The following is a 17,874-nucleotide window of genomic DNA, read 5'->3' on the forward strand; positions in this document are numbered from 1 at the left end:
AGGGTCGGACCCGACGAGGGGCGTCAGGGCGCCGGGACCGGAACCGGGTGGGTGTCGCGGCGGATCAGGGCGGCGTAGCGGCCGTCGCGGTCGAGCAGTTCCTCGTGCGTGCCGCGTTCGGCGACGCGGCCGTCCTCCAGGACGACGATCTGGTCCGCGTCGCGGACGGTGGAGAGCCGGTGCGCGATGGTGAGTGTGGTCCGTCCGGCGGACAGGGCGTCGATCGCCTCCTGCACGGCCTGTTCCGTACGGGTGTCGAGCGCGCTGGTCGCCTCGTCGAGGATCAGCACCGGAGGGTCGCGCAGGATGGTGCGGGCAATGGCCAGACGCTGCTTCTCGCCGCCCGAGAAGCGGTAGCCCCGCTCACCGACCATGGTGTCGTAGCCGTCGGGCAGGGAGGCGATGTGATCGTGGATCTGCGCGGCGCGGGCCGCTGCCTCGATCTCCTCGTCGGTGGCTTCCGGCTTGGCGAAGCGCAGGTTGTCGGCGACCGAGGCGTGGAAGAGGTACGTCTCCTGGGAGACGACGCCGACGGCCCGGGCGAGGGTGTCGAAGTCCAGGTCGCGGACGTCGGTGCCGTCGAGCGTGACCCGGCCGCCGGTGACGTCGTACAGCCGTGGCACCAGATAGCTGAGCGTGGACTTGCCGGAGCCGGTGGATCCGACGACCGCGAGGCTGCCGCCCGCGGGGACGGTCACGTCGATGCCGGTCAGCGTCGGGCCGTTCTCCTCGTCGTAGCTGAAGTCGACATCCTCGAAGGCGATCTCGCCGCGGATCTTCTCCAGGCGGACCGGATTCTCCGGTTCGGTGATGTCCACCGTGAGGTCGAGGTATTCGAAGATGCGCTGGAAGAGGGCGAGGGAGGTCTGCATCTGGACGCCCGTGGAGAGCAGGCTGACCGCCGGGCGGAACAGCCCCTGCTGGAGCGTGACGAAGGCGACGAGCGTACCGATGGAGACGGCGGCGGCTCCGGACGCGAAAGTGAGTCCGGCCGCCCAGTAGATGACGGCGGGCATGGCGGCCATCACGATGCCGATCACGGACATCCGCCAGCGGCCGGCCATGTTGGAGCGCACTTCGAGATCGACCAGGCGCTCGGACTCCTCGGCGAAGCCCTGGGTGAGGGAGTCGGAGCGGCCCATCGTGCGGCCGAGGAGGATGCCGCTGACCGAGAGGGACTCGGTGACCGTGGCGGCCATCGCGGCCATCTGTTTCTGGCGCTGGGTGGTGATCTTCTTGCGTTCCCTGCCTACACGACGGCTGATCGCGACGAAGACCGGCAGCAGGAGCAGCGAGACGACGGTGAGCCGCCAGTCGAGGGCGAGCATGGCGACGACGGTCGCGATGACGGCCGTGAGGTTGGAGACCAGCGAGGTCGCGGTGGAGGTGACCGTCGCCTGCATGCCGCCGATGTCGTTGGCGATGCGGGACTGGACCTCTCCGGTGCGGGTCCGGGTGAAGAAGGCGAGCGGCATCCGCTGGAGCTGGGTGTAGACGGCGGTGCGCAGGTCGTGCATGACGCGCTGGCCGACGGTGGTCGAGATGAGGGTCTGGAGCACGCCGAAGACGCTGGTCATCACGGCGGTGAGGATCATGCCGAGCGCCAGCAGGGTCAGCAGGCCCGTACGCCCCTGCGGGATGGCGGTGTCGAGGATCTCGCGGAGCAGGAACGGGGAGGCGACCGCCACCAGAGAGGATGCGCCGACCAGCAGGCCGACGACGGCCAGGCGGCCGCGGTAGGGACGGAAGAGACGGAGGATGCGGCGCACCTCGGCGGGCGGCCGGTCGGTGTCGGTGCGGGCAGCGGGCAGGGGCGTCCACGTGGGTTCGTCGGGCTTCATGGGCTCCTTCGTCGGGCGTGAGGCGGGGCCGGGCAGTCCCGGTCCCGCACAGTGAGAGCCTAGCTCATTGTTACCTATACTCACAATGAACCAGGTCCTGATATTGTTCCCGTATGGACGCCCCGGATTCCCCCGACCCCTCCGACCCTTCCGATTCCCCTGATTCCCGGGACTCCCGCGACGGCTTGCTGGCCGAGCAGTTGCTGCGGCTCACCCGCCGGCTGCACCGCATCCAGCGCCGCCAGCTGGAGCCGATCGACATCACTCCGGCCCAGTTCCGGCTGTTGCGGACGGTGGCGGGTTACGACGCGGCCCCCCGGATGGCGGATCTGGCCCGACGGCTCGATGTCGTCCCGCGCGCCGTGACCACGCTGGTCGACGCCCTGGAGGCAAGCGGCCGGGTGCGCCGCACCCCGGATCCCGACAGCCGCCGGGTGGTCCGCATCGAGATCACCGACGAGGGGCGCGCCACACTGCGCTCCCTGCGCAGCGCGCGCCGGGCCGCCGCAGAGGAGATCCTGGCTCCATTGACCGCCGATCAGCGCGAGGTGTTCGGTGAGCTGCTGTCCGCTCTGGTCGACGGAATGCCGGAGCGCCACTGCTGAGCGCTGTGCCGCTGCCGAGCACCGAGCACCGAGCACCGAGCCGAGGGGAAGGCCGACATGCCGCTGCTGGAGCCCGACCCGGAAGCCCTGCGCCCCGGAACAGCACGGGAACCCGCCCCTGACCGGGTCACCGACGGCAGCGCGGGCGGCACCCCGGAGCCGCTGCGGAGCGAGCTGACCGCGCTGCTCGGCGCGGACAAGGTGCTGTGGAAGATCTCCGATCTCGTGCGGTACGCCTCCGACGCCAGCCCCTACCGTTTCCTCCCCCGGGTCGTGCTGGTCCCCGAGGACCTCGACGACGTGTCCGCGATCCTTTCGTACGCTCACGGCAAGGGCCGTTCCGTGGTGTTCCGGGCCGCGGGCACCAGCCTCAACGGCCAGGCGCAGGGCGAGGACATCCTCGTCGACGTACGCCGTCACTGGACCGGCGTCGAGGTGCTGGACGACGGGGCGCAAGCCCGGATCCTGCCGGGCACCACCGTCATGCGGGCCAACGCCACCCTCGCGCGGTACGGCAGGCTGCTCGGCCCCGACCCGGCCAGCGCCATCGCCTGCACCCTCGGCGGGGTCGTCGCCAACAACGCCTCGGGCATGACGGCCGGCACCACCCGCAACTCCTACCGCACGCTCGCCTCGCTCACCTTCGTCCTGCCGAGCGGTACCGTCGTCGACACCGCGGACCCCGCCGCCGACGAGGAGCTGGCCCACGCCGAGCCGGAGCTGTGCGCGGGGCTGCTGGAGCTGAAGGCGGAGATCGAGGCGGACGCGGAGCTGACCGCCCGGATCCGCGCCAAGTACACGATCAAGAACACCAACGGATACCGCCTGGACGCCTTCCTGGACGGGGCGACGCCGGTGCAGATCCTGCGGGGGCTGATGGTCGGCTCCGAGGGGACGTTCGGCTTCATCTCCGAGGCCGTCTTCGACACCCTCCCGCTCGACCGGCGGGTCTCCAGCGCGCTGCTGTTCTTCCCCTCCCTCACCGCCGCCGCGGCCGCCGTGCCCCGGTTCAACGAGGCCGGGGCGATCGCCGTGGAGCTGATGGACGGCAACACTCTGCGCGCCTCCGTGAGCGTGCCGGGCGTTCCGGCGGACTGGGCGGCGCTGCCCCGGGAGACGACCGCCCTCCTGGTGGAGTTCCGGGCCGCCGACGAGGCGGGCCGGGCGGCGTTCGAGCGGGCGGCGAACGCGGTGGTGGCCGGGCTGGACCTGGTCCGTCCGGCGGCGTCCGTGACCAACGCGTTCACCCGGGACCCCGGGACGATCGCCGGGTACTGGAAGGCCCGCAAGGCGTTCGTGACCGCCGTCGGCGGCTCCCGGCCCTCGGGCACCACGCTGATCACGGAGGACTTCGCGGTGCCGCCCGCCCGGCTGGCGGACGCCTGCGCCGCGCTGCTGGAGCTCCAGTCGCGCCACGGGTTCGACGCCGCCGTGGCGGGGCACGCGGCGCACGGCAATCTGCACTTCCTGCTCGCGTTCGACGCGGCGAAGCCGGCCGACGTGGCCCGGTACGACGCGTTCATGCAGGAGTTCTGCGCGCTGGTGGTGGACCGGTTCGACGGGTCGCTCAAGGCGGAGCACGCCACCGGACGCAATATCGCGCCGTTCCTGGAGCGCGAGTGGGGGCCGCTCGCCACCGAGCTGATGTGGCGGACCAAGCAGGTCATCGACCCGGCGGGGGTGCTCGCCCCGCGCATCGTGCTGGACCGGGATCCGCGGGCCCATCTGCGGGGTCTGAAGACGATTCCGAAGGTGGAGGCGGTCGCCGACCCGTGCATCGAGTGCGGCTTCTGCGAACCGACCTGTCCCAGTGGGGACCTGACGACCACTCCGCGCCAGCGGATCGTGCTGCGCCGGGAGATGATGCGGCAGACCGATGGCTCACCGGTGGAGTCCGGCCTTCTGGACGCGTACGGCTATGACGCCGTGGACACCTGTGCCGGGGATTCCACCTGCAGACTCGCCTGCCCGGTCGGTATCGACACGGGGGCGATGATGAAGGGCTTCCGGCATCGACGGCATACCCCGCGCGAGGAGCGGATCGCGGCGCTCACCGCGAAGAACTTCCGGGCGGTGGAGGCTTCGGCGCGGCTGGCCGTGGCGGCGGCCGACGCCGTCGGGGACCGGGTGGGGGACGCTCCGCTTCAGGCCGTGACGCGGCTCGTTCGCAAGGCCGTGCGCCCCGATCTCGTACCGGAGTGGCTGCCGCAGATCCCCGGTGCGGCGGCGCGGCGGCTGCCGGACACCGCACGCGCCGGGGCGAGCGCGGTGTACTACCCGGCGTGCGTCAACCGCATCTTCGCCGGGCCGGACGACGGCGACACGGGGCCGGGACTCTCCCTGGCCGAGGCGGTGGTAGCCCTGTCCGGGCGGGCCGGAAAGCCGGTGTGGATCCCGGAGGACGTCACGGGCACGTGCTGCGCGACGATCTGGCACTCCAAGGGGTACGACGCGGGCAACAGGATCATGGCGAACCGGATCGTGGAGGCCGCCTGGGGCTGGACGGCGGGCGGGACGCTGCCGCTGGTCGTGGACGCCTCCTCGTGCACGCTCGGCATCGCGGAGGAAGTGGTGCCCTGTCTCACCGAGGACAACCGGGCGCTCCACCGCGAACTGACCGTCGTGGACTCGCTGGTGTGGGCGGCCGAGGAGCTGCTGCCGCGTCTGACGGTGTTCCGGACAACCGGTTCGGCGGTCCTGCATCCCACCTGCTCGATGCAACATCTCGGTGACGTCGAGCAGTTGCGGGTGCTGGCCGAGGCCTGCGCGAAGGAGGTCGTGGTCCCGGACGACGCGGGATGCTGCGCGTTCGCGGGCGACCGCGGCATGCTGCACAAGGAGTTGACCGACTCGGCGACGGCCGAGGAGGCGGCCGAGGTCGACCGCCGGCCCTACGACGCCTACCTGTCGGCGAACCGGATGTGCGAGATCGGCATGGAACGCGCCACCGGGCACCCGTACCGCTCGGCGCTGATCGAACTGGAACACGCCACCCGCCCGACTCTCCCGTGAGTCGGTGGCGGCGGGCGTCAACTCCCCCGTCTGGCCTGCACAGATGAGCGTTTGAAGGCCTCGATTGGTTGCACCAGTCGAGGCTTCGGCGTGCCGTGAGAAAAGTCCAAGGTTTGAGGACAAGAGTCCAAATACTTCCCTTGCGCACCATCAGCCTCACCCTCCAGGGTCCTTACCGAGCCCCGGTCCCGCCCGCCCGTATCCGTACGGCGGGGCCGGGCGCGCTCGCGCACCGTCTGAACCCCAAACCCCACCTGGAGGCTCGATGAACGACGACGCCCGGCCCGCACCGGAACCGCAGGACATACCCCCGCACAGAGGCGCGGCCGACGAGGCGAACCGGCAGGACCCCAGCCGCCGTTCGGTGCTGTGGACCACGGCGGGCGTGGCCGGCGCCGGGCTCGGCCTCGGGGCACTGGGCGCAGGCACCGCGTCGGCGGCCGGGCGGGGTGCCCCCGACGCCGTCGCCGCCGCGGAAGCCGTGGCCGCCGCCCCTCCCCGGCAGGGCCGCACCATGGCGGGCGTGCCCTTCGAGCGGCGCTCCACGGTCCGGGTCGGCATCATCGGCCTCGGCAACCGCGGCGCCAGCATGATCGACCTCTTCCTCGCCCTCCCGGGCGTCCAGGTCAAGGCGGTGTGCGACACGGTCCGGGACAAGGCGGAGAAGGCCGCCAAGAAGGTGACGGCCGCCGGTCAGCCCGCTCCCGCGATCTACGCCAAGGACGAGCACGACTACGAGAACCTCTGCAAGCGCGGTGACATCGACTTCGTCTACGTGGTAACGCCGTGGGAGCTGCACTTCCCGATGGCGAAGACGGCGATGCTCAACGGCAAGCATGTCGGGGTGGAGTGCCCGATCGCGATGCGCCTGGAAGAGCTGTGGCAGCTCGTGGATCTCTCCGAGCGCACCCGGCGGCACTGCATGCAGCTGGAGAACTGTTGCTACGGCAAGAACGAGATGCGGGTGCTGCGGATGGCGCACGCGGGTCTCTTCGGCGAATTGCAGCACGGCGCGGGCGCCTACAACCACGATCTGCGTGAGCTGATGTTCGACCCCGACTACTACGAGGGCCCGTGGCGGCGGCTGTGGCACACCCGGCTGCGCGGTGACCTCTACCCCAACCACGGGTTCGGTCCGGTCGCCAACTACATGGATGTCAACCGGGGCGACCGGGTCGTCAGCATCAGCAGTGTCGGCACCACTGCCCTGGGGCTCGCCGCGTACCGCGAGGAGCACATGGAGCCGGGCGACCCGAGCTGGAAGGAGTCGTACATCGGGGCCGACCGGACGATCAGCCTCGTGCAGACGGCCAAGGGCCGGGTGATCCGGCTGGAGCACGACGTGTCGTCGCCGCACCCGTACTCGCGGATCAACAGCCTCGGCGGGACCCGGGGCGTGTTCGAGGACTACCCGGCGCGGATCTATCTGGAGCCCACGAACACGAACCACCAGTGGGACGACTTCACGAAGTACGCCGAGTGGGACCACTGGCTGTGGAAGGAGCACGCCAACCCACCGGGCGGCCACGGCGGGATGGACTACATCATGGTGTTCCGCCTGATGCAGTGCATGCGGCTCGGTCTGGTGCCCGACTTCGACGTGTACGACGCGGCGGTCTGGACGGCCCCCGTGCCGCTGAGTCATCTGTCCATCAAGGCCAAGGGCGTGCCCCTGCCGATCCCGGACTTCACTCGCGGTGAGTGGAAGAAGGCCCGGCCCGGCATGGACTCGGAGAAGCCCGCGGAGTGACGTTCCCGGGGTCCCGGGCCTGCCTGCCCGGCCCGGGACCCCTGGGGCGGGGGCGACCGAGAAAAACCGGTTGCCCCGGAACGGGACGAACAGGGAGCCTTGCACGTCACCCCGTCTTCGAGGTCCGTCCGGACCTCCGTTTCACGAGCCCTGGGACGTCATGCAGATTCGCGACCTTCCGTATTCGGATCCCGGCGACCCCGATGTACGTTCGGGCCCTCGCTTCCTGTTCTGGCTCGGGCGCAATCAGCTCGGCGGGCAGCTCAAGTCCCTCTCCTGGGGGCTGCTGCACCAGCTCGGCATCGCCGGTCTGCCGGTCACCGTGGGGCTCGCCGTCCAGGCCGTCATCGACCGCTCCGGTGGTCGGCTCGCCCTGGCGGGCGGCCTCATCGTGGCCCTCGGCGTGCTGATCGCCGTCGGCGACACCATGCTCCACCGGACCGCCGTGACCAACTGGATCACCGCCGCCGCGCGGGTCCAGCAGCTGCTCGCCCGCAAGACCGCCGAGCTGGGTTCCGCGCTGACCCGCCGGGTCGCGGCCGGTGAGGTCGTGGCCGTGTCGACCGGTGACGTGGAGAAGATCGGCTGGTTCGTGGAGGCGCTCTCCCGGTTCGCCGCCGCGGCCACCGCCCTCGTGGTGATCTGCGTCGGCCTGGCGGTCTACCTCCCGTCCCTCGGGCTGATGGTGGCGCTCGCCATGCCGGTGCTGGCCCTGGCCGTGCTGCCGTTGCTGCCACGCGCCACCCGCCGCGCCGACGAGCAGCGCGAGAAGGCGGGCAAGGCCACCGAGCTGGCCTCGGACACCGTCGCCGGGCTGCGGGTGCTGCGCGGTATCGGCGGCGAGGAGCTGTTCCTCGGCCGCTACCGCCGCGCCTCCCAGGAGGTCCGCCGCGCGGCCGTGCGCTCGGCCCGGATGTGGGCGCTGATCTCGGCGGTGCAGGTGCTGCTGCCGGGGGTCCTGCTGATCTCCCTGGTCTGGTACGGGGCGACGCTCGCCCGGGACGGCCGCATCGACGTCGGCCAGCTCGTCACGGTCTACAGCGCGGCCACCCTGATGCTGTTCCCCCTGCGTCACTTCGAGGAGATCGCCATGGCGTACTCCTTCTCGCGGCCGTCCGCCCAGCGTGCGGTGCGGGTGCTGTCGCTGCACCGCAGTGCGCAGGAGGCCACGGTGGAGGGCGTGACGCCCACCGGCGATCTGTACGACCCGGCGACCGGGCTGATGGCCCCGCGCGGGCGGTTCACCGCCGTGGTCTGCGGCGACCCGGACGAGGCGGGCCGGCTGGCCGAACGGCTCGGCGGGCACGCGGAGACCGGCGAGGAGGACGACAAGGCTGCCGCGGCGCCCCCGTCGGTGCTGCTCGGCGGGGTCGCCCTGGACGAGATCCCGCTGGACGCCGCACGGGCCGCGGTCCTGGTCCAGGACAAGGACCCGGTGCTGCTGTCCGGCACGCTCCGGGAGCTGCTGGACGTCCCGTCCTCGGGCCTGGTCACCGCGGACGCGGCGCTGGAGGCGGCCCAGTGCGGTGATGTGCTGAGCGCCCTGGCCCAGGCGTCCCCCGACGACGACGGGGACCCGATGCGGACCCGGATCACCGAGCGCGGCCGGTCCCTGTCCGGCGGTCAGCGCCAGCGCCTCGCGCTGGCCCGGTCCCTGGTCACCGACCCGGAGGCGCTGGTGCTGGACGAGCCGACCTCCGCGGTCGACTCGCACACCGAGGCACGGGTCGCCGCCGGGATCGCGAAGCTGCGCCAGGGGCGTACGACGGTGACGTTCGCCTCGTCGCCGCTGCTGCTCGACGCCGCCGACCGGGTGGTCCTCGTCCACGAGGGCACGGTCGTCGCCGTGGGGAACCACCGCGACCTGCTGCGCACCGAACCGCGCTACCGGGCGGTCGTCACCCGCGAGACCGACGACGAGACGGCCGCCGCGAACGCGGTGAACGGCATCGGCGACGGCTCCACCGTGCGGAGCGACGACGTCCCCGCCATGAAGAGCATCGAGGAAATCGAGGAGAGGGCATGATCGGCGTCGCACCCCCGGCGTACGACCCCGCGGCCCCGGAGTCGGCGACGACACTGCCCGTGGGCACACCGACGACCGTGCGGAGTTACGTACGGAGTCTGCTGCGCCGGCACCGCAGGGCGTTCACCGTCCTGATCACGGTCAACGCGGTGGCGGTGGTCGCCTCGATCACGGGACCGTACCTGCTGGGCGGTCTGGTCGAGGACCTCTCGGCCGGGGTCACCGACCTGCGTCTGGAGCGTACGGCCGCGATCTTCGCGGTGGCGCTGGTCGTCCAGGTCGTGTTCACCCGCTCCATGCGGCTGCGCGGCGCGATGCTGGGCGAGGAGATGCTCGCGGATCTGCGCGAGGACTTTCTCGTCCGGTCCGTCGGGCTGCCGCCCGGTGTGCTGGAGCGGGCAGGGACGGGCGATCTGCTGTCCCGGATCACCACGGACATCGACCGGCTGGCGAACGCGATGCGCGAGGCCGTGCCGCAGTTGGCGATCGGCGTCGTGTGGGCGGGTCTGCTGCTCGGCGCGCTGACGGTGACCGCTCCCCCGCTGGCGCTGGCCGTGCTGATCGCGCTGCCGGTGCTGATCGTGGGCTGCCGCTGGTACTTCCGCCGGGCCCCCTCCGCGTACCGCTCGGAGGCCGCCGGTTACGCCGCCGTCGCCGCGATGCTCGCGGAGACCGTGGACGCGGGGCGGACCGTGGAGGCGCACCGCCTCGGCGACCGCCGGGTGGCGCTGTCGGACCGGCGGATCTCCGAGTGGACCGCGTGGGAGCGGTACACCCTCTTCCTGCGCTCGGTGCTCTTCCCCGTCATCAACGCGACGTACGTGACGATCCTCGGCGCGGTCCTGCTGCTCGGCGGCTGGTTCGTGCTGGAGGGGTGGCTGACGGTCGGGCAGCTGACGACGGGGGCGCTGCTGGCCCAGATGATGGTCGACCCGATCGGTCTGATCCTGCGCTGGTACGACGAGCTCCAGGTCGCCCAGGTGTCGCTGGCGCGGCTGGTCGGCGTCCGGGACATCGAGCCGGACGCGGGCGACGCCGAGGTCGGCCCGGAAGGCCGGGACGTACGGGCGGACGAGGTCCGCTTCGGGTACCGGGAGGGCGTCGACGTCCTGCACAAGGTGTCGCTCGACGTGGCTCCGGGCACCCGGCTCGCCCTGGTCGGCCCGTCCGGCGCGGGCAAGTCGACGCTGGGCCGGCTGCTGGCGGGGATCTACGCCCCGCGCACCGGTGAGGTGACGCTCGGCGGGGCCGAGTTGTCGCGGATGACGGCGGAGCGGGTCCGTGAGCATGTGGCCCTGGTCAACCAGGAGCACCATGTCTTCGTCGGTTCGCTCCGGGACAATCTGCTCCTTGCCCGTGAGGGGGCCAAGGACGCGGAGCTGTGGGCGTCGCTGGCCGCGGTCGACGCGGACGGCTGGGCGAAGGCGCTGGAGAAGGGGCTGGACACCGAGGTCGGTTCGGGCGGGTTCGCGCTCACCCCGGCACAGGCGCAGCAGATCGCGCTGGCCCGGCTGGTGCTCGCCGATCCGCACACGCTGGTGCTGGACGAGGCGACCTCGCTGCTGGACCCGCGGGCCGCCCGCCATCTGGAGCGTTCCCTGGCCCGGGTGTTGGAGGGCCGCACGGTGGTGGCGATCGCGCACCGGCTGCACACCGCCCACGACGCGGATGTGATCGCGGTCGTGGAGGACGGCCGGATCAGCGAACTGGGCAGCCATGACGAGCTGGTGGCGGCGGGTGGCGCGTACGCGTCGCTGTGGCGGTCCTGGCACGGGTGAGGCATCACGGTGGAACGGCCCGGTGGCCCGCCCGAACGGCGGGGGCTCACCGGGCCGTCCGGCGTCACCGGCCGGTCCTGGATGTCACCCGGCTGTCCGGGCGTGACCGAGCCGTCGGGAGATCACCGGGCTGCCGGGACGGGGTGGGGCTGGAGGAGCTGGTCGACGGGCGCGTGGTCGTCGGTGAGCACCCGGGCCTTCCCCGTCCAGGCGGTGAGGGTCTGGCCGGTGGCGATCCTCCAGCCGACGTCCCGGGCGTCCATGGCCTCCTGGATGGCGGGGGTGTCGAGCGGCCGGGCGGAGGCGACGACCACCATGTTGCCGCCGACGCCCGGAGCGGTGGGGTCCAGGCCGATGTCCGCGGGCTGCCCGAGCAGCGCGACATGCCGGAAGGTCGCGGCGAGGGTGGCGACCTCGGCGCGGGCGAAGGCGAGCCGGCCGTGGTCGATGAGGTTGGTGACGTACAGACCGTCCGTGTCGAGCGCCCGGCGTACGTCCTCGAGCGCCTGGGACGTCGTGAGGTGCCAGGGCGCGCTGACGCCCCCGAAGGCGTCGCCGACGACCAGGTCGTGGCTGCCCGCGGCGAGCCGCCGCAGACCGAGGCGCCCGTCCTCCACGCGTACGTCGATGCCGGTCGCGGCAGGGGTGCCGAGGCCGAGCCGGTCGCGGTCGATGCGGACGACCCCGGGGTCGATCTCGGAGACGAGACTGCGGGTTCCGGGGCGGGTGGCCGCGAGGTAGCGGGGGAAGGTGAGACCGCCGCCCCCGATGTGGTGGGCGGTCAGCGGGTCGCCCTCGGGGAAGGCGGTGTCGACCACGGACGCGAAGGCGCGTACGTAGGCGAACTTCAGGTACGCCGGGTCCTCGATGTCCACGTAGGAGTGGCGCAGACCGTCCAGGACGAGTGTGCGGCCGCTGTCCCGCTCGGGGTCCGCGACGATCCGGGCGCAGTGGTAGCGGGTCTCCGCGTCGCAGCCGCCGGGGGCGAATCCGGTGGCGAGGGTGCCCGCGACGACGGTGGCGAGGGCCACGGCCGTGGCGCGCCGCCACCGCCGGGCCCGCCATCCGACGAGGGCCGCCCCGAGCACCAGCAGTGTGCCGAGGCCGATCAGGATGGAGCTGACGGGCAGCCGGGTGACCAGGACGAATCCGGTGAGCACGGTGCCGACGATGGCGCCGAAGGTGCCGACGCCCGACAGCCGCCCGACGACCGTCCCGGTCTCGGCGAGGCTGGTGAGCCGCAGCTTCGTCACGAACGGGGTCACCGCGGAGAGCAGTGCGCCCGGCACCAGGAGGGTCGCCGACGCGACCAGCAGGAGCAGCGCGGGAGACCACTCGGCGGTGGTACGGAGCAGAAGCGGGGTGAGCGCGACGACCACGCCCGACACCCCGAGCGCGGGGGCGATGAGCCGGTGCGGGTCGACCTGGTCCGCGATGCGCCCGCCGAGCCAGGAGCCCAGGGCGATGGCGGTCAGCGCGATGCCGATCACCAGCGTGCTGGTCTCCAGGGTGAGACCGAGGTACGGGGCCAGCAGCCGCAGGGCGACGATCTCGACCACGAGGACCGCGGCCGAGGACCCGAACACGAGGACCGCGGCGGCACGGGAGCCCAGCCCCTGGTCGCGGGGCGGGGCGTCGCCCACGGGAGAGCCGTCGGCCACGGGCGAGGAGGGCGAGGTGGTCACCGCAGCATCCTCGCACGGGGCGGGCGGCCGAACTCCCCCTGTTCCAGGGGCCGGAGGGAAGGGCCCGCCCATCCGGGCGGGACAGGAACGGGTGTTCCCGGAAATTGCGGTGCGCCCGCGTCGGGGCCGGTGATCCCATGATCGGATGCGCAGAGACGAGAAGACCGTGTTCGACGCGGCCCCGGAGGCCGTGACCACGACCGTGGACCGGGGGCGCTTCCCGGACGCCGTGACGCCCTGGGAGGACCCGGTCTGGCGGGCGGAGGCTCTCGCCTGGGTGACCGAGGGCCTCGCCGCGCACGGGCTGGCGGAGGCGGGCCCCCGGGCGGTGCGGCTGCGTCCCTGGTCGGTGCTGGTGCGGCTGACCGTCGCCGGGCCCGCGCCCGTGTGGTTCAAGGCCGTTCCGCCCGCCGCGGCGTTCGAGGCGGGGCTCACCGAGGCGCTGGCGCGCTGGGTCCCGGCCCGGGTGCCGGCCCCGCTCGCCGTCGCGGCCGCACGGGGCTGGACGCTGACCCCGGACGGCGGTCCGGTGCTGTCGGAGGTCCTCGACGGGCGTCCCGGCTCCCCTGACCCCCGGTACTGGGAGGAGCCGCTGCGCCAGTACGCCGCGATGCAGCGGGAGCTGACCCCGTACGCGGAGGCGATCGAGGCGCTGGGGGTTCCGGCGGCCAGGCCGCGCGACCTGCCCGCGCTGTTCGACCGGCTGGTCGCGGGCAACGCCGCGCTGAGCCGGGAGGACCGGGTGACGCTGGAGGCGCTGCGGCCCCGGGTGGCCGACTGGTGCGAGGAGCTGGCGTCGTCGGGGGTGGCGGACTCGCTGGACCACGCCGATCTGCACGAGAAGCAGTTGTTCGCACCCGTGTCCGGGCGGTACGCCTTCTTCGACTGGGGCGACGCCCTGGTCGGGCATCCGTTCTGCAGCCTGCTGGTGCCCGCCCGTGCGGCCCGTGAGCGCTGTGGCCCCGACGTGCTGCCCCGGCTGCGGGACGCGTATCTGGAGCCGTGGACCGGCGGGGGCGTCACGGCGGCCGGGCTGCGCCGTGCGGTGAGCCTGGCGTGGCGGCTGGCGGCGCTCGGCCGGGCCGCCTCGTGGGGGCGGATGTTCCCCGTACCGCCGGGGGGTCCGGCCGTGGCCGGGGACGCCGAGGGCGCGTACTGGCTGCGGGAGCTGGCGGCGGCCCCACCCCTCTGACCGGGCCCCGTTTCACCCCTGTCAGGAGGCGGATGCCGGAGCCTCCGGTGAGGATGAGGGGTGAATCACCCGGTAAACGGGGCAGGCGAGCGCAGAACCACGCAAGCCCGAGAAGGGACGCAGACCGTGGCACCACCAAGGATTCTCGTCGTCGGCGCCGGCTTCGCAGGCGTCGAGTGCGTACGCCGTCTGGAGCGCAGGCTCGCTCCGGGCGAGGCCCAGATCACGCTCGTCACGCCATTCTCCTACCAGCTGTATCTGCCACTGCTCCCCCAGGTCGCCTCCGGGGTGCTCACGCCGCAGTCCGTGGCGGTGTCGCTGCGCCGCAGCCGCCGCCACCGGACCAGGATCGTGCCGGGCGGGGCGATCGGCGTGGACACGCAGGCGAAGGTGTGTGTGATCCGGAAGATCACGGACGAGATCGTGAACGAGCCGTACGACTACCTCGTGCTGGCGGCGGGCAGCGTCACCCGTACCTTCGACATTCCCGGGCTGCTGGACAACGCCCGGGGGATGAAGACGCTGGCCGAGGCCGCGTACGTACGCGATCACGTCATCGCCCAGCTCGACCTGGCGGACGCCAGCCACGACGAGGCCGAGCGGGCCTCCCGGCTCCAGTTCGTGGTGGTCGGCGGCGGTTACGCCGGCACGGAGACCGCCGCCTGTCTCCAGCGTCTGACGACCAACGCGGTGAAGCACTATCCGCGGCTGGACCCGCGCCTGATCAAATGGCATCTGATCGACATCGCGCCCAAACTGATGCCGGAGCTCGGCGACAAACTGGGACAGGCCGCGCTGGAGGTGCTTCGCAAGCGGAACATCGAGGTGTCGCTCGGGGTGTCGATCGCGGAGGCGGGTCCGGAGGAGGTCACGTTCACCGACGGCCGGGTGCTGCCCTGCCGGACGCTGATCTGGACCGCCGGGGTGGCCGCGAGTCCGCTGGTCGCCACGCTCGGCGCGGAGACGGTACGCGGCCGGCTCGCCGTGACCCCGCAGATGAAACTGCCGGGCTCGGACGGGGTGTTCTCGCTCGGCGACGCGGCCGCGGTGCCCGATCTGGCGAAGGGCGACGGGGCGGTCTGCCCGCCCACCGCACAGCACGCGATGCGTCAGGGCCGGGTGCTGGCGGACAATCTGATCGCCTCGCTGCGCCACGAGCCGCTCAAGGACTACGTGCACAAGGATCTGGGACTCGTCGTGGACCTCGGCGGCAAGGACGCCGTGTCCAAGCCGCTGGGCATCGAGCTGCACGGGCTGCCCGCGCAGGCGGTGGCCCGGGGCTACCACTGGTCGGCGCTGCGGACGAACGTGGCGAAGACCCGGGTCATGACGAACTGGATGCTGAACGCGGTCGCCGGTGACGATTTCGTACGGACCGGGTTCCAGTCGCGCAAGCCGGCGACGCTGCGGGACTTCGAGTACACGGACGTGTATCTGACGCCCGAGCAGATCAAGGAGCACACGGCGGCGACGGTCATCAAGCACTGAGCCGCCGGCCCCTGTAGGAGCGCGCCCCTGCAGGACGGGGGCGCGCTCACGGCTGCCGGGACAGCACCGTCTCCACGGTGTCCGCCTCCTGGGCGGTCTTGTCGTCGCGGTAGCGCAGGACGCGGGCGAAGCGAAGGGTGACGCCCGCGGGGTAGCGGGTGGAGCGCTGAAGTCCGTCGTAGGCGATCTCGACGACGAGTTCCGGGCGTACGGTGACGACGTGGCCGTCGTCGTCGGTGGCCAGCTCGCCCAGCTTCTCGGTCTGCCACTCCAGCAGGGCGTCCGTGAGCCCCTTGAAGGTCTTGCCGAGCATCGCGAACGTACCGTCGGGGCGGCGTGCGCCCAGGTGCAGGTTGGAGAGCTTGCCGGTGCGCCGGCCGCTGCCCCACTCCACGGCCAGCACCACCAGGTCCAGGGTGTGCACGGGCTTCACCTTCAGCCAGGACGCGCCCCGGCGGCCCGCGCTGTAGGCGGCGGCGAGGTCCTTGACGACGACGCCCTCGTGGCCGCGTTCCAGGGTGTCGGCGAGGAACGCGTCGGCCGCCGCGCGGGCCCCCGGGTCCTCCGCGTCGGGGACGAGGGTGCGGCGGACCCGCAGGTCCTCGGGGAGGAGCCGGGCCAGGGCGGCGTGGCGGTCGGTGAAGGGCAGGTCGAGCAGGTCCTCGTCGTCGACGAGCAGTGCGTCGAAGAAGACCGGGACGACGGGTACCTGCGCCGCCGCCTCCGCCACGTCCCGCCGGGAGCCCACCCGGGAGGCGGTCTCCTGGAAGGGGCGGGGTCTGCCGTCCTCCCCCAGGGCGATCACCTCGCCGTCCAGGATGAAGCGGCCGGCCGGAAGCGCGGCGACGGCGGCGGTCAGCTCGGGCAGCCGGTCGGTGATGTCGTCGAGGGTCCGGGTGTAGGCGCGGATCCGGTCGCCGTCCCGGTGGACCTGCACCCGGATCCCGTCGAGTTTCTCCTCGACCGCGCACGCGCCGAGTCTGTCGAGGGCCTCGCCGACCGAGGCGGCGGTGTGCGCCAGCATCGGCTGGACCGGCCGCCCGACCGTGAGCCGGAAGGCGGCGAGCGCCTCGGGCCCGTCCGCGAGGAGGACCCCGGCGACCTCCTGGAGCGATCCGGCGAGCATCACGGCGCGCCGGACGTCGGCGGGCGGGGCGTCGGCGGCGCGGGCCAGGGCGTCGGCGGCGAGGGCGTCCAGGGCCCCCTGGCGTACCTCGCCGGTGAGCAGGGCCCGCAGGAAGCGCTGTTCGTCCTCGGTGGCGGCGGCGAAGAGGGCGCGGAGGTGTTCCTTGCGCCGGGCCTGGGAGCCGGGTCCCGAGAGGGCGGCGAGGGCGGTCAGCTCGGCGTCGACGCCGGCGACGGTCAGGGTGGGTTCCGCCGCGGGCTCCACCGGGTCGCCGAGGGAGCGCCACCCCACCCCGATCCGGCCCTGGGGCAGCCGGCCGGCGAGGTACGGGATGACGACGGGGACGTCCTCGGGTCCGGCGTCCCGGAAGAGTCCGGCGAGGAGTGCCACCTTCTTGGACCGGGCGGAGGTGGCGGCGACCTCCAGGGACACCTGGGCGAGCTCTGCGAGCAGCATGCGCCCATGGTGCTACGGGGCGGAGCGCGCCGCCCGCGCGCCGCGCGCCCGGTGCGTCATATGTAGTTGAGGGCGGCGGCCCCGCCGACTCCTCCGAGGACCATGAAGGCGGGCATCAGCACCTTCATCTCCACCCAGCTGCCGGCCCGGAAGCGCATGGCCTTCGGCGGGCCGATCGGGTACCAGCGCTTGCGGCCGATCGGGATGGGCCACAGGATCGGGCAGCCCGAGACGGTCAGGGCGTCGCCGATGTCGTGGACGAGGGCGCCCAGCACGATCGGCAGGCCGAGCCAGAGGTACTCCTGGCCGGGGGCGTCGAACAGCCAGTCGGCGCCGTGGCCGGGCTTGTCCAGGACGCCCGCGAGGATCCACGCGCTGGTCGCGCCGAGCAGCCACACCAGGACGTCGCTGGAGACGCGGGCGGCCCGCCACAGCAGGCCCTCGACGGCGAGCACGAGGTGGACGAAGAGGATCACGAGGACGGCCCAGCGGCCGCCGGTGATGGCGGCCACGGAGCAGCCGCCGCCGATGAGGACGGCCCACAGCCAGGTGTGGGTGAGGGTGCGGTGTCCGCCGGTCCTGCGGGGGTCCCCGGCGCTCTTGGTGGCCTTGTAAACGGCGTAGGAGAGCTTGTCGACGATCTCGCAGAGGGTTTTGGAGATCGGGCCGAAGGCGCGCGAGATGGTCGCGGACTTGTGGTCGAGGTCGGGGGCGAGCGCGGCTCCCGCGCAGATGAGCGCCCCGACGACGAGGACGGGCCAGGGCATCGTGTGGCCCGCGGCGGCGGCCGCCGCGCCCACCCCCAGCCAGGCCGCTGCCCCTGACAGAGAGTGTGCCGGTCCCATCATGGTCTGTCCCGCCCCCAGTGGCTTCGTGCGCCCATCACCGGTGCGGCGCGGGCAGGTTGAGTCCGCA

The 17,874-nt window shown here is 72.6% G+C and carries 11 protein-coding genes; 7 read left to right on the forward strand and 4 right to left on the reverse strand.

Going from position 1 to position 17,874, the window contains the following annotated elements; translation table 11 throughout:
• Positions 1-23 precede the first annotated feature (23 nt).
• Entirely contained in the window at positions 24-1,841 is a 1,818-nt protein-coding gene (locus CCZ36_RS02810; protein ID WP_069736181.1) for an ABC transporter ATP-binding protein, read from the reverse strand.
• Between the two features lie 113 nt (positions 1,842-1,954).
• Here CCZ36_RS02810 and CCZ36_RS02815 point away from each other — a divergent pair, with 113 nt between their 5' ends.
• The 5 genes from CCZ36_RS02815 to CCZ36_RS02835 all read left to right on the forward strand — a co-directional run bounded on the left by CCZ36_RS02815 (position 1,955) and on the right by CCZ36_RS02835 (position 11,012).
• The gene (locus CCZ36_RS02815; protein WP_069742528.1) at positions 1,955-2,446 is read left to right on the forward strand and encodes a MarR family winged helix-turn-helix transcriptional regulator; all 492 of its coding nucleotides are present in this window, start codon (positions 1,955-1,957) and stop codon (positions 2,444-2,446) included.
• A 57-nt stretch (positions 2,447-2,503) separates the two neighbouring features.
• A complete protein-coding gene (locus tag CCZ36_RS02820; RefSeq protein WP_128816970.1) occupies positions 2,504-5,458 on the forward strand; it encodes an FAD-binding and (Fe-S)-binding domain-containing protein in 2,955 nt (984 codons plus the stop codon).
• A gap of 265 nt (positions 5,459-5,723) precedes the next feature.
• Positions 5,724-7,208: a Gfo/Idh/MocA family protein gene (locus tag CCZ36_RS02825; RefSeq protein ID WP_069736178.1), complete on the forward strand. Its 1,485-nt coding sequence runs from the start codon at positions 5,724-5,726 to the stop codon at positions 7,206-7,208.
• 160 nt (positions 7,209-7,368) lie between these two features.
• Complete coding sequence (locus CCZ36_RS02830; RefSeq protein WP_128816971.1) at positions 7,369-9,234, forward strand: ABC transporter transmembrane domain-containing protein; 1,866 nt, start codon at positions 7,369-7,371, stop codon at positions 9,232-9,234.
• Positions 9,231-11,012, forward strand: coding sequence for an ABC transporter ATP-binding protein (locus tag CCZ36_RS02835; protein ID WP_069736176.1), 1,782 nt, complete (start codon positions 9,231-9,233; stop codon positions 11,010-11,012). The genes CCZ36_RS02830 and CCZ36_RS02835 overlap by 4 nt, the downstream gene beginning before the upstream one ends.
• A 122-nt stretch (positions 11,013-11,134) precedes the next feature.
• Here CCZ36_RS02835 and CCZ36_RS02840 read toward each other — a convergent pair whose 3' ends face one another.
• Positions 11,135-12,697 (reverse strand): fused MFS/spermidine synthase, encoded by a 1,563-nt coding sequence (locus tag CCZ36_RS02840; RefSeq protein ID WP_128816972.1) that lies wholly within the window; start codon positions 12,695-12,697, stop codon positions 11,135-11,137.
• Between the two features lie 145 nt (positions 12,698-12,842).
• On the opposite strand from CCZ36_RS02840, the gene CCZ36_RS02845 reads away from it, so the two are divergent.
• Together CCZ36_RS02845 and CCZ36_RS02850 are read left to right on the forward strand one after the other, a co-directional pair.
• Positions 12,843-13,889 (forward strand): phosphotransferase, encoded by a 1,047-nt coding sequence (locus CCZ36_RS02845; RefSeq protein ID WP_128816973.1) that lies wholly within the window; start codon positions 12,843-12,845, stop codon positions 13,887-13,889.
• A 126-nt stretch (positions 13,890-14,015) separates the two neighbouring features.
• On the forward strand, positions 14,016-15,377 hold the full coding sequence (locus CCZ36_RS02850; RefSeq protein ID WP_069742523.1) for an NAD(P)/FAD-dependent oxidoreductase: 1,362 nt from the start codon (positions 14,016-14,018) through the stop codon (positions 15,375-15,377).
• Positions 15,378-15,423: 46 nt separating this feature from the next.
• On the opposite strand, the gene CCZ36_RS02855 is transcribed toward CCZ36_RS02850, so the two are convergent.
• Positions 15,424-16,959, reverse strand: coding sequence for an ATP-dependent DNA ligase (locus tag CCZ36_RS02855; protein ID WP_069736172.1), 1,536 nt, complete (start codon positions 16,957-16,959; stop codon positions 15,424-15,426).
• A 56-nt stretch (positions 16,960-17,015) separates the two neighbouring features.
• On the reverse strand, positions 17,016-17,807 hold the full coding sequence (locus tag CCZ36_RS02860; RefSeq protein WP_069736171.1) for a metal-dependent hydrolase: 792 nt from the start codon (positions 17,805-17,807) through the stop codon (positions 17,016-17,018).
• Positions 17,808-17,874: the final 67 nt, after the last annotated feature.

Source organism: Streptomyces sp. S063 (assembly GCF_002832675.1).
In the GTDB taxonomy this organism is placed as follows: Bacteria; Actinomycetota; Actinomycetes; order Streptomycetales; family Streptomycetaceae; genus Streptomyces; species Streptomyces sindenensis.

Coding starts and splice junctions, on each gene's coding strand:
- CCZ36_RS02810 (WP_069736181.1), bottom strand. CDS start 1,841: ATGAAGCCCGACGAACCCACGTGGACGCCCCTGCCCGCTGCCCGCACC.
- CCZ36_RS02815 (WP_069742528.1), top strand. CDS start 1,955: ATGGACGCCCCGGATTCCCCCGACCCCTCCGACCCTTCCGATTCCCCT.
- CCZ36_RS02820 (WP_128816970.1), top strand. CDS start 2,504: ATGCCGCTGCTGGAGCCCGACCCGGAAGCCCTGCGCCCCGGAACAGCA.
- CCZ36_RS02825 (WP_069736178.1), top strand. CDS start 5,724: ATGAACGACGACGCCCGGCCCGCACCGGAACCGCAGGACATACCCCCG.
- CCZ36_RS02830 (WP_128816971.1), top strand. CDS start 7,369: ATGCAGATTCGCGACCTTCCGTATTCGGATCCCGGCGACCCCGATGTA.
- CCZ36_RS02835 (WP_069736176.1), top strand. CDS start 9,231: ATGATCGGCGTCGCACCCCCGGCGTACGACCCCGCGGCCCCGGAGTCG.
- CCZ36_RS02845 (WP_128816973.1), top strand. CDS start 12,843: ATGCGCAGAGACGAGAAGACCGTGTTCGACGCGGCCCCGGAGGCCGTG.
- CCZ36_RS02855 (WP_069736172.1), bottom strand. CDS start 16,959: ATGCTGCTCGCAGAGCTCGCCCAGGTGTCCCTGGAGGTCGCCGCCACC.
- CCZ36_RS02860 (WP_069736171.1), bottom strand. CDS start 17,807: ATGATGGGACCGGCACACTCTCTGTCAGGGGCAGCGGCCTGGCTGGGG.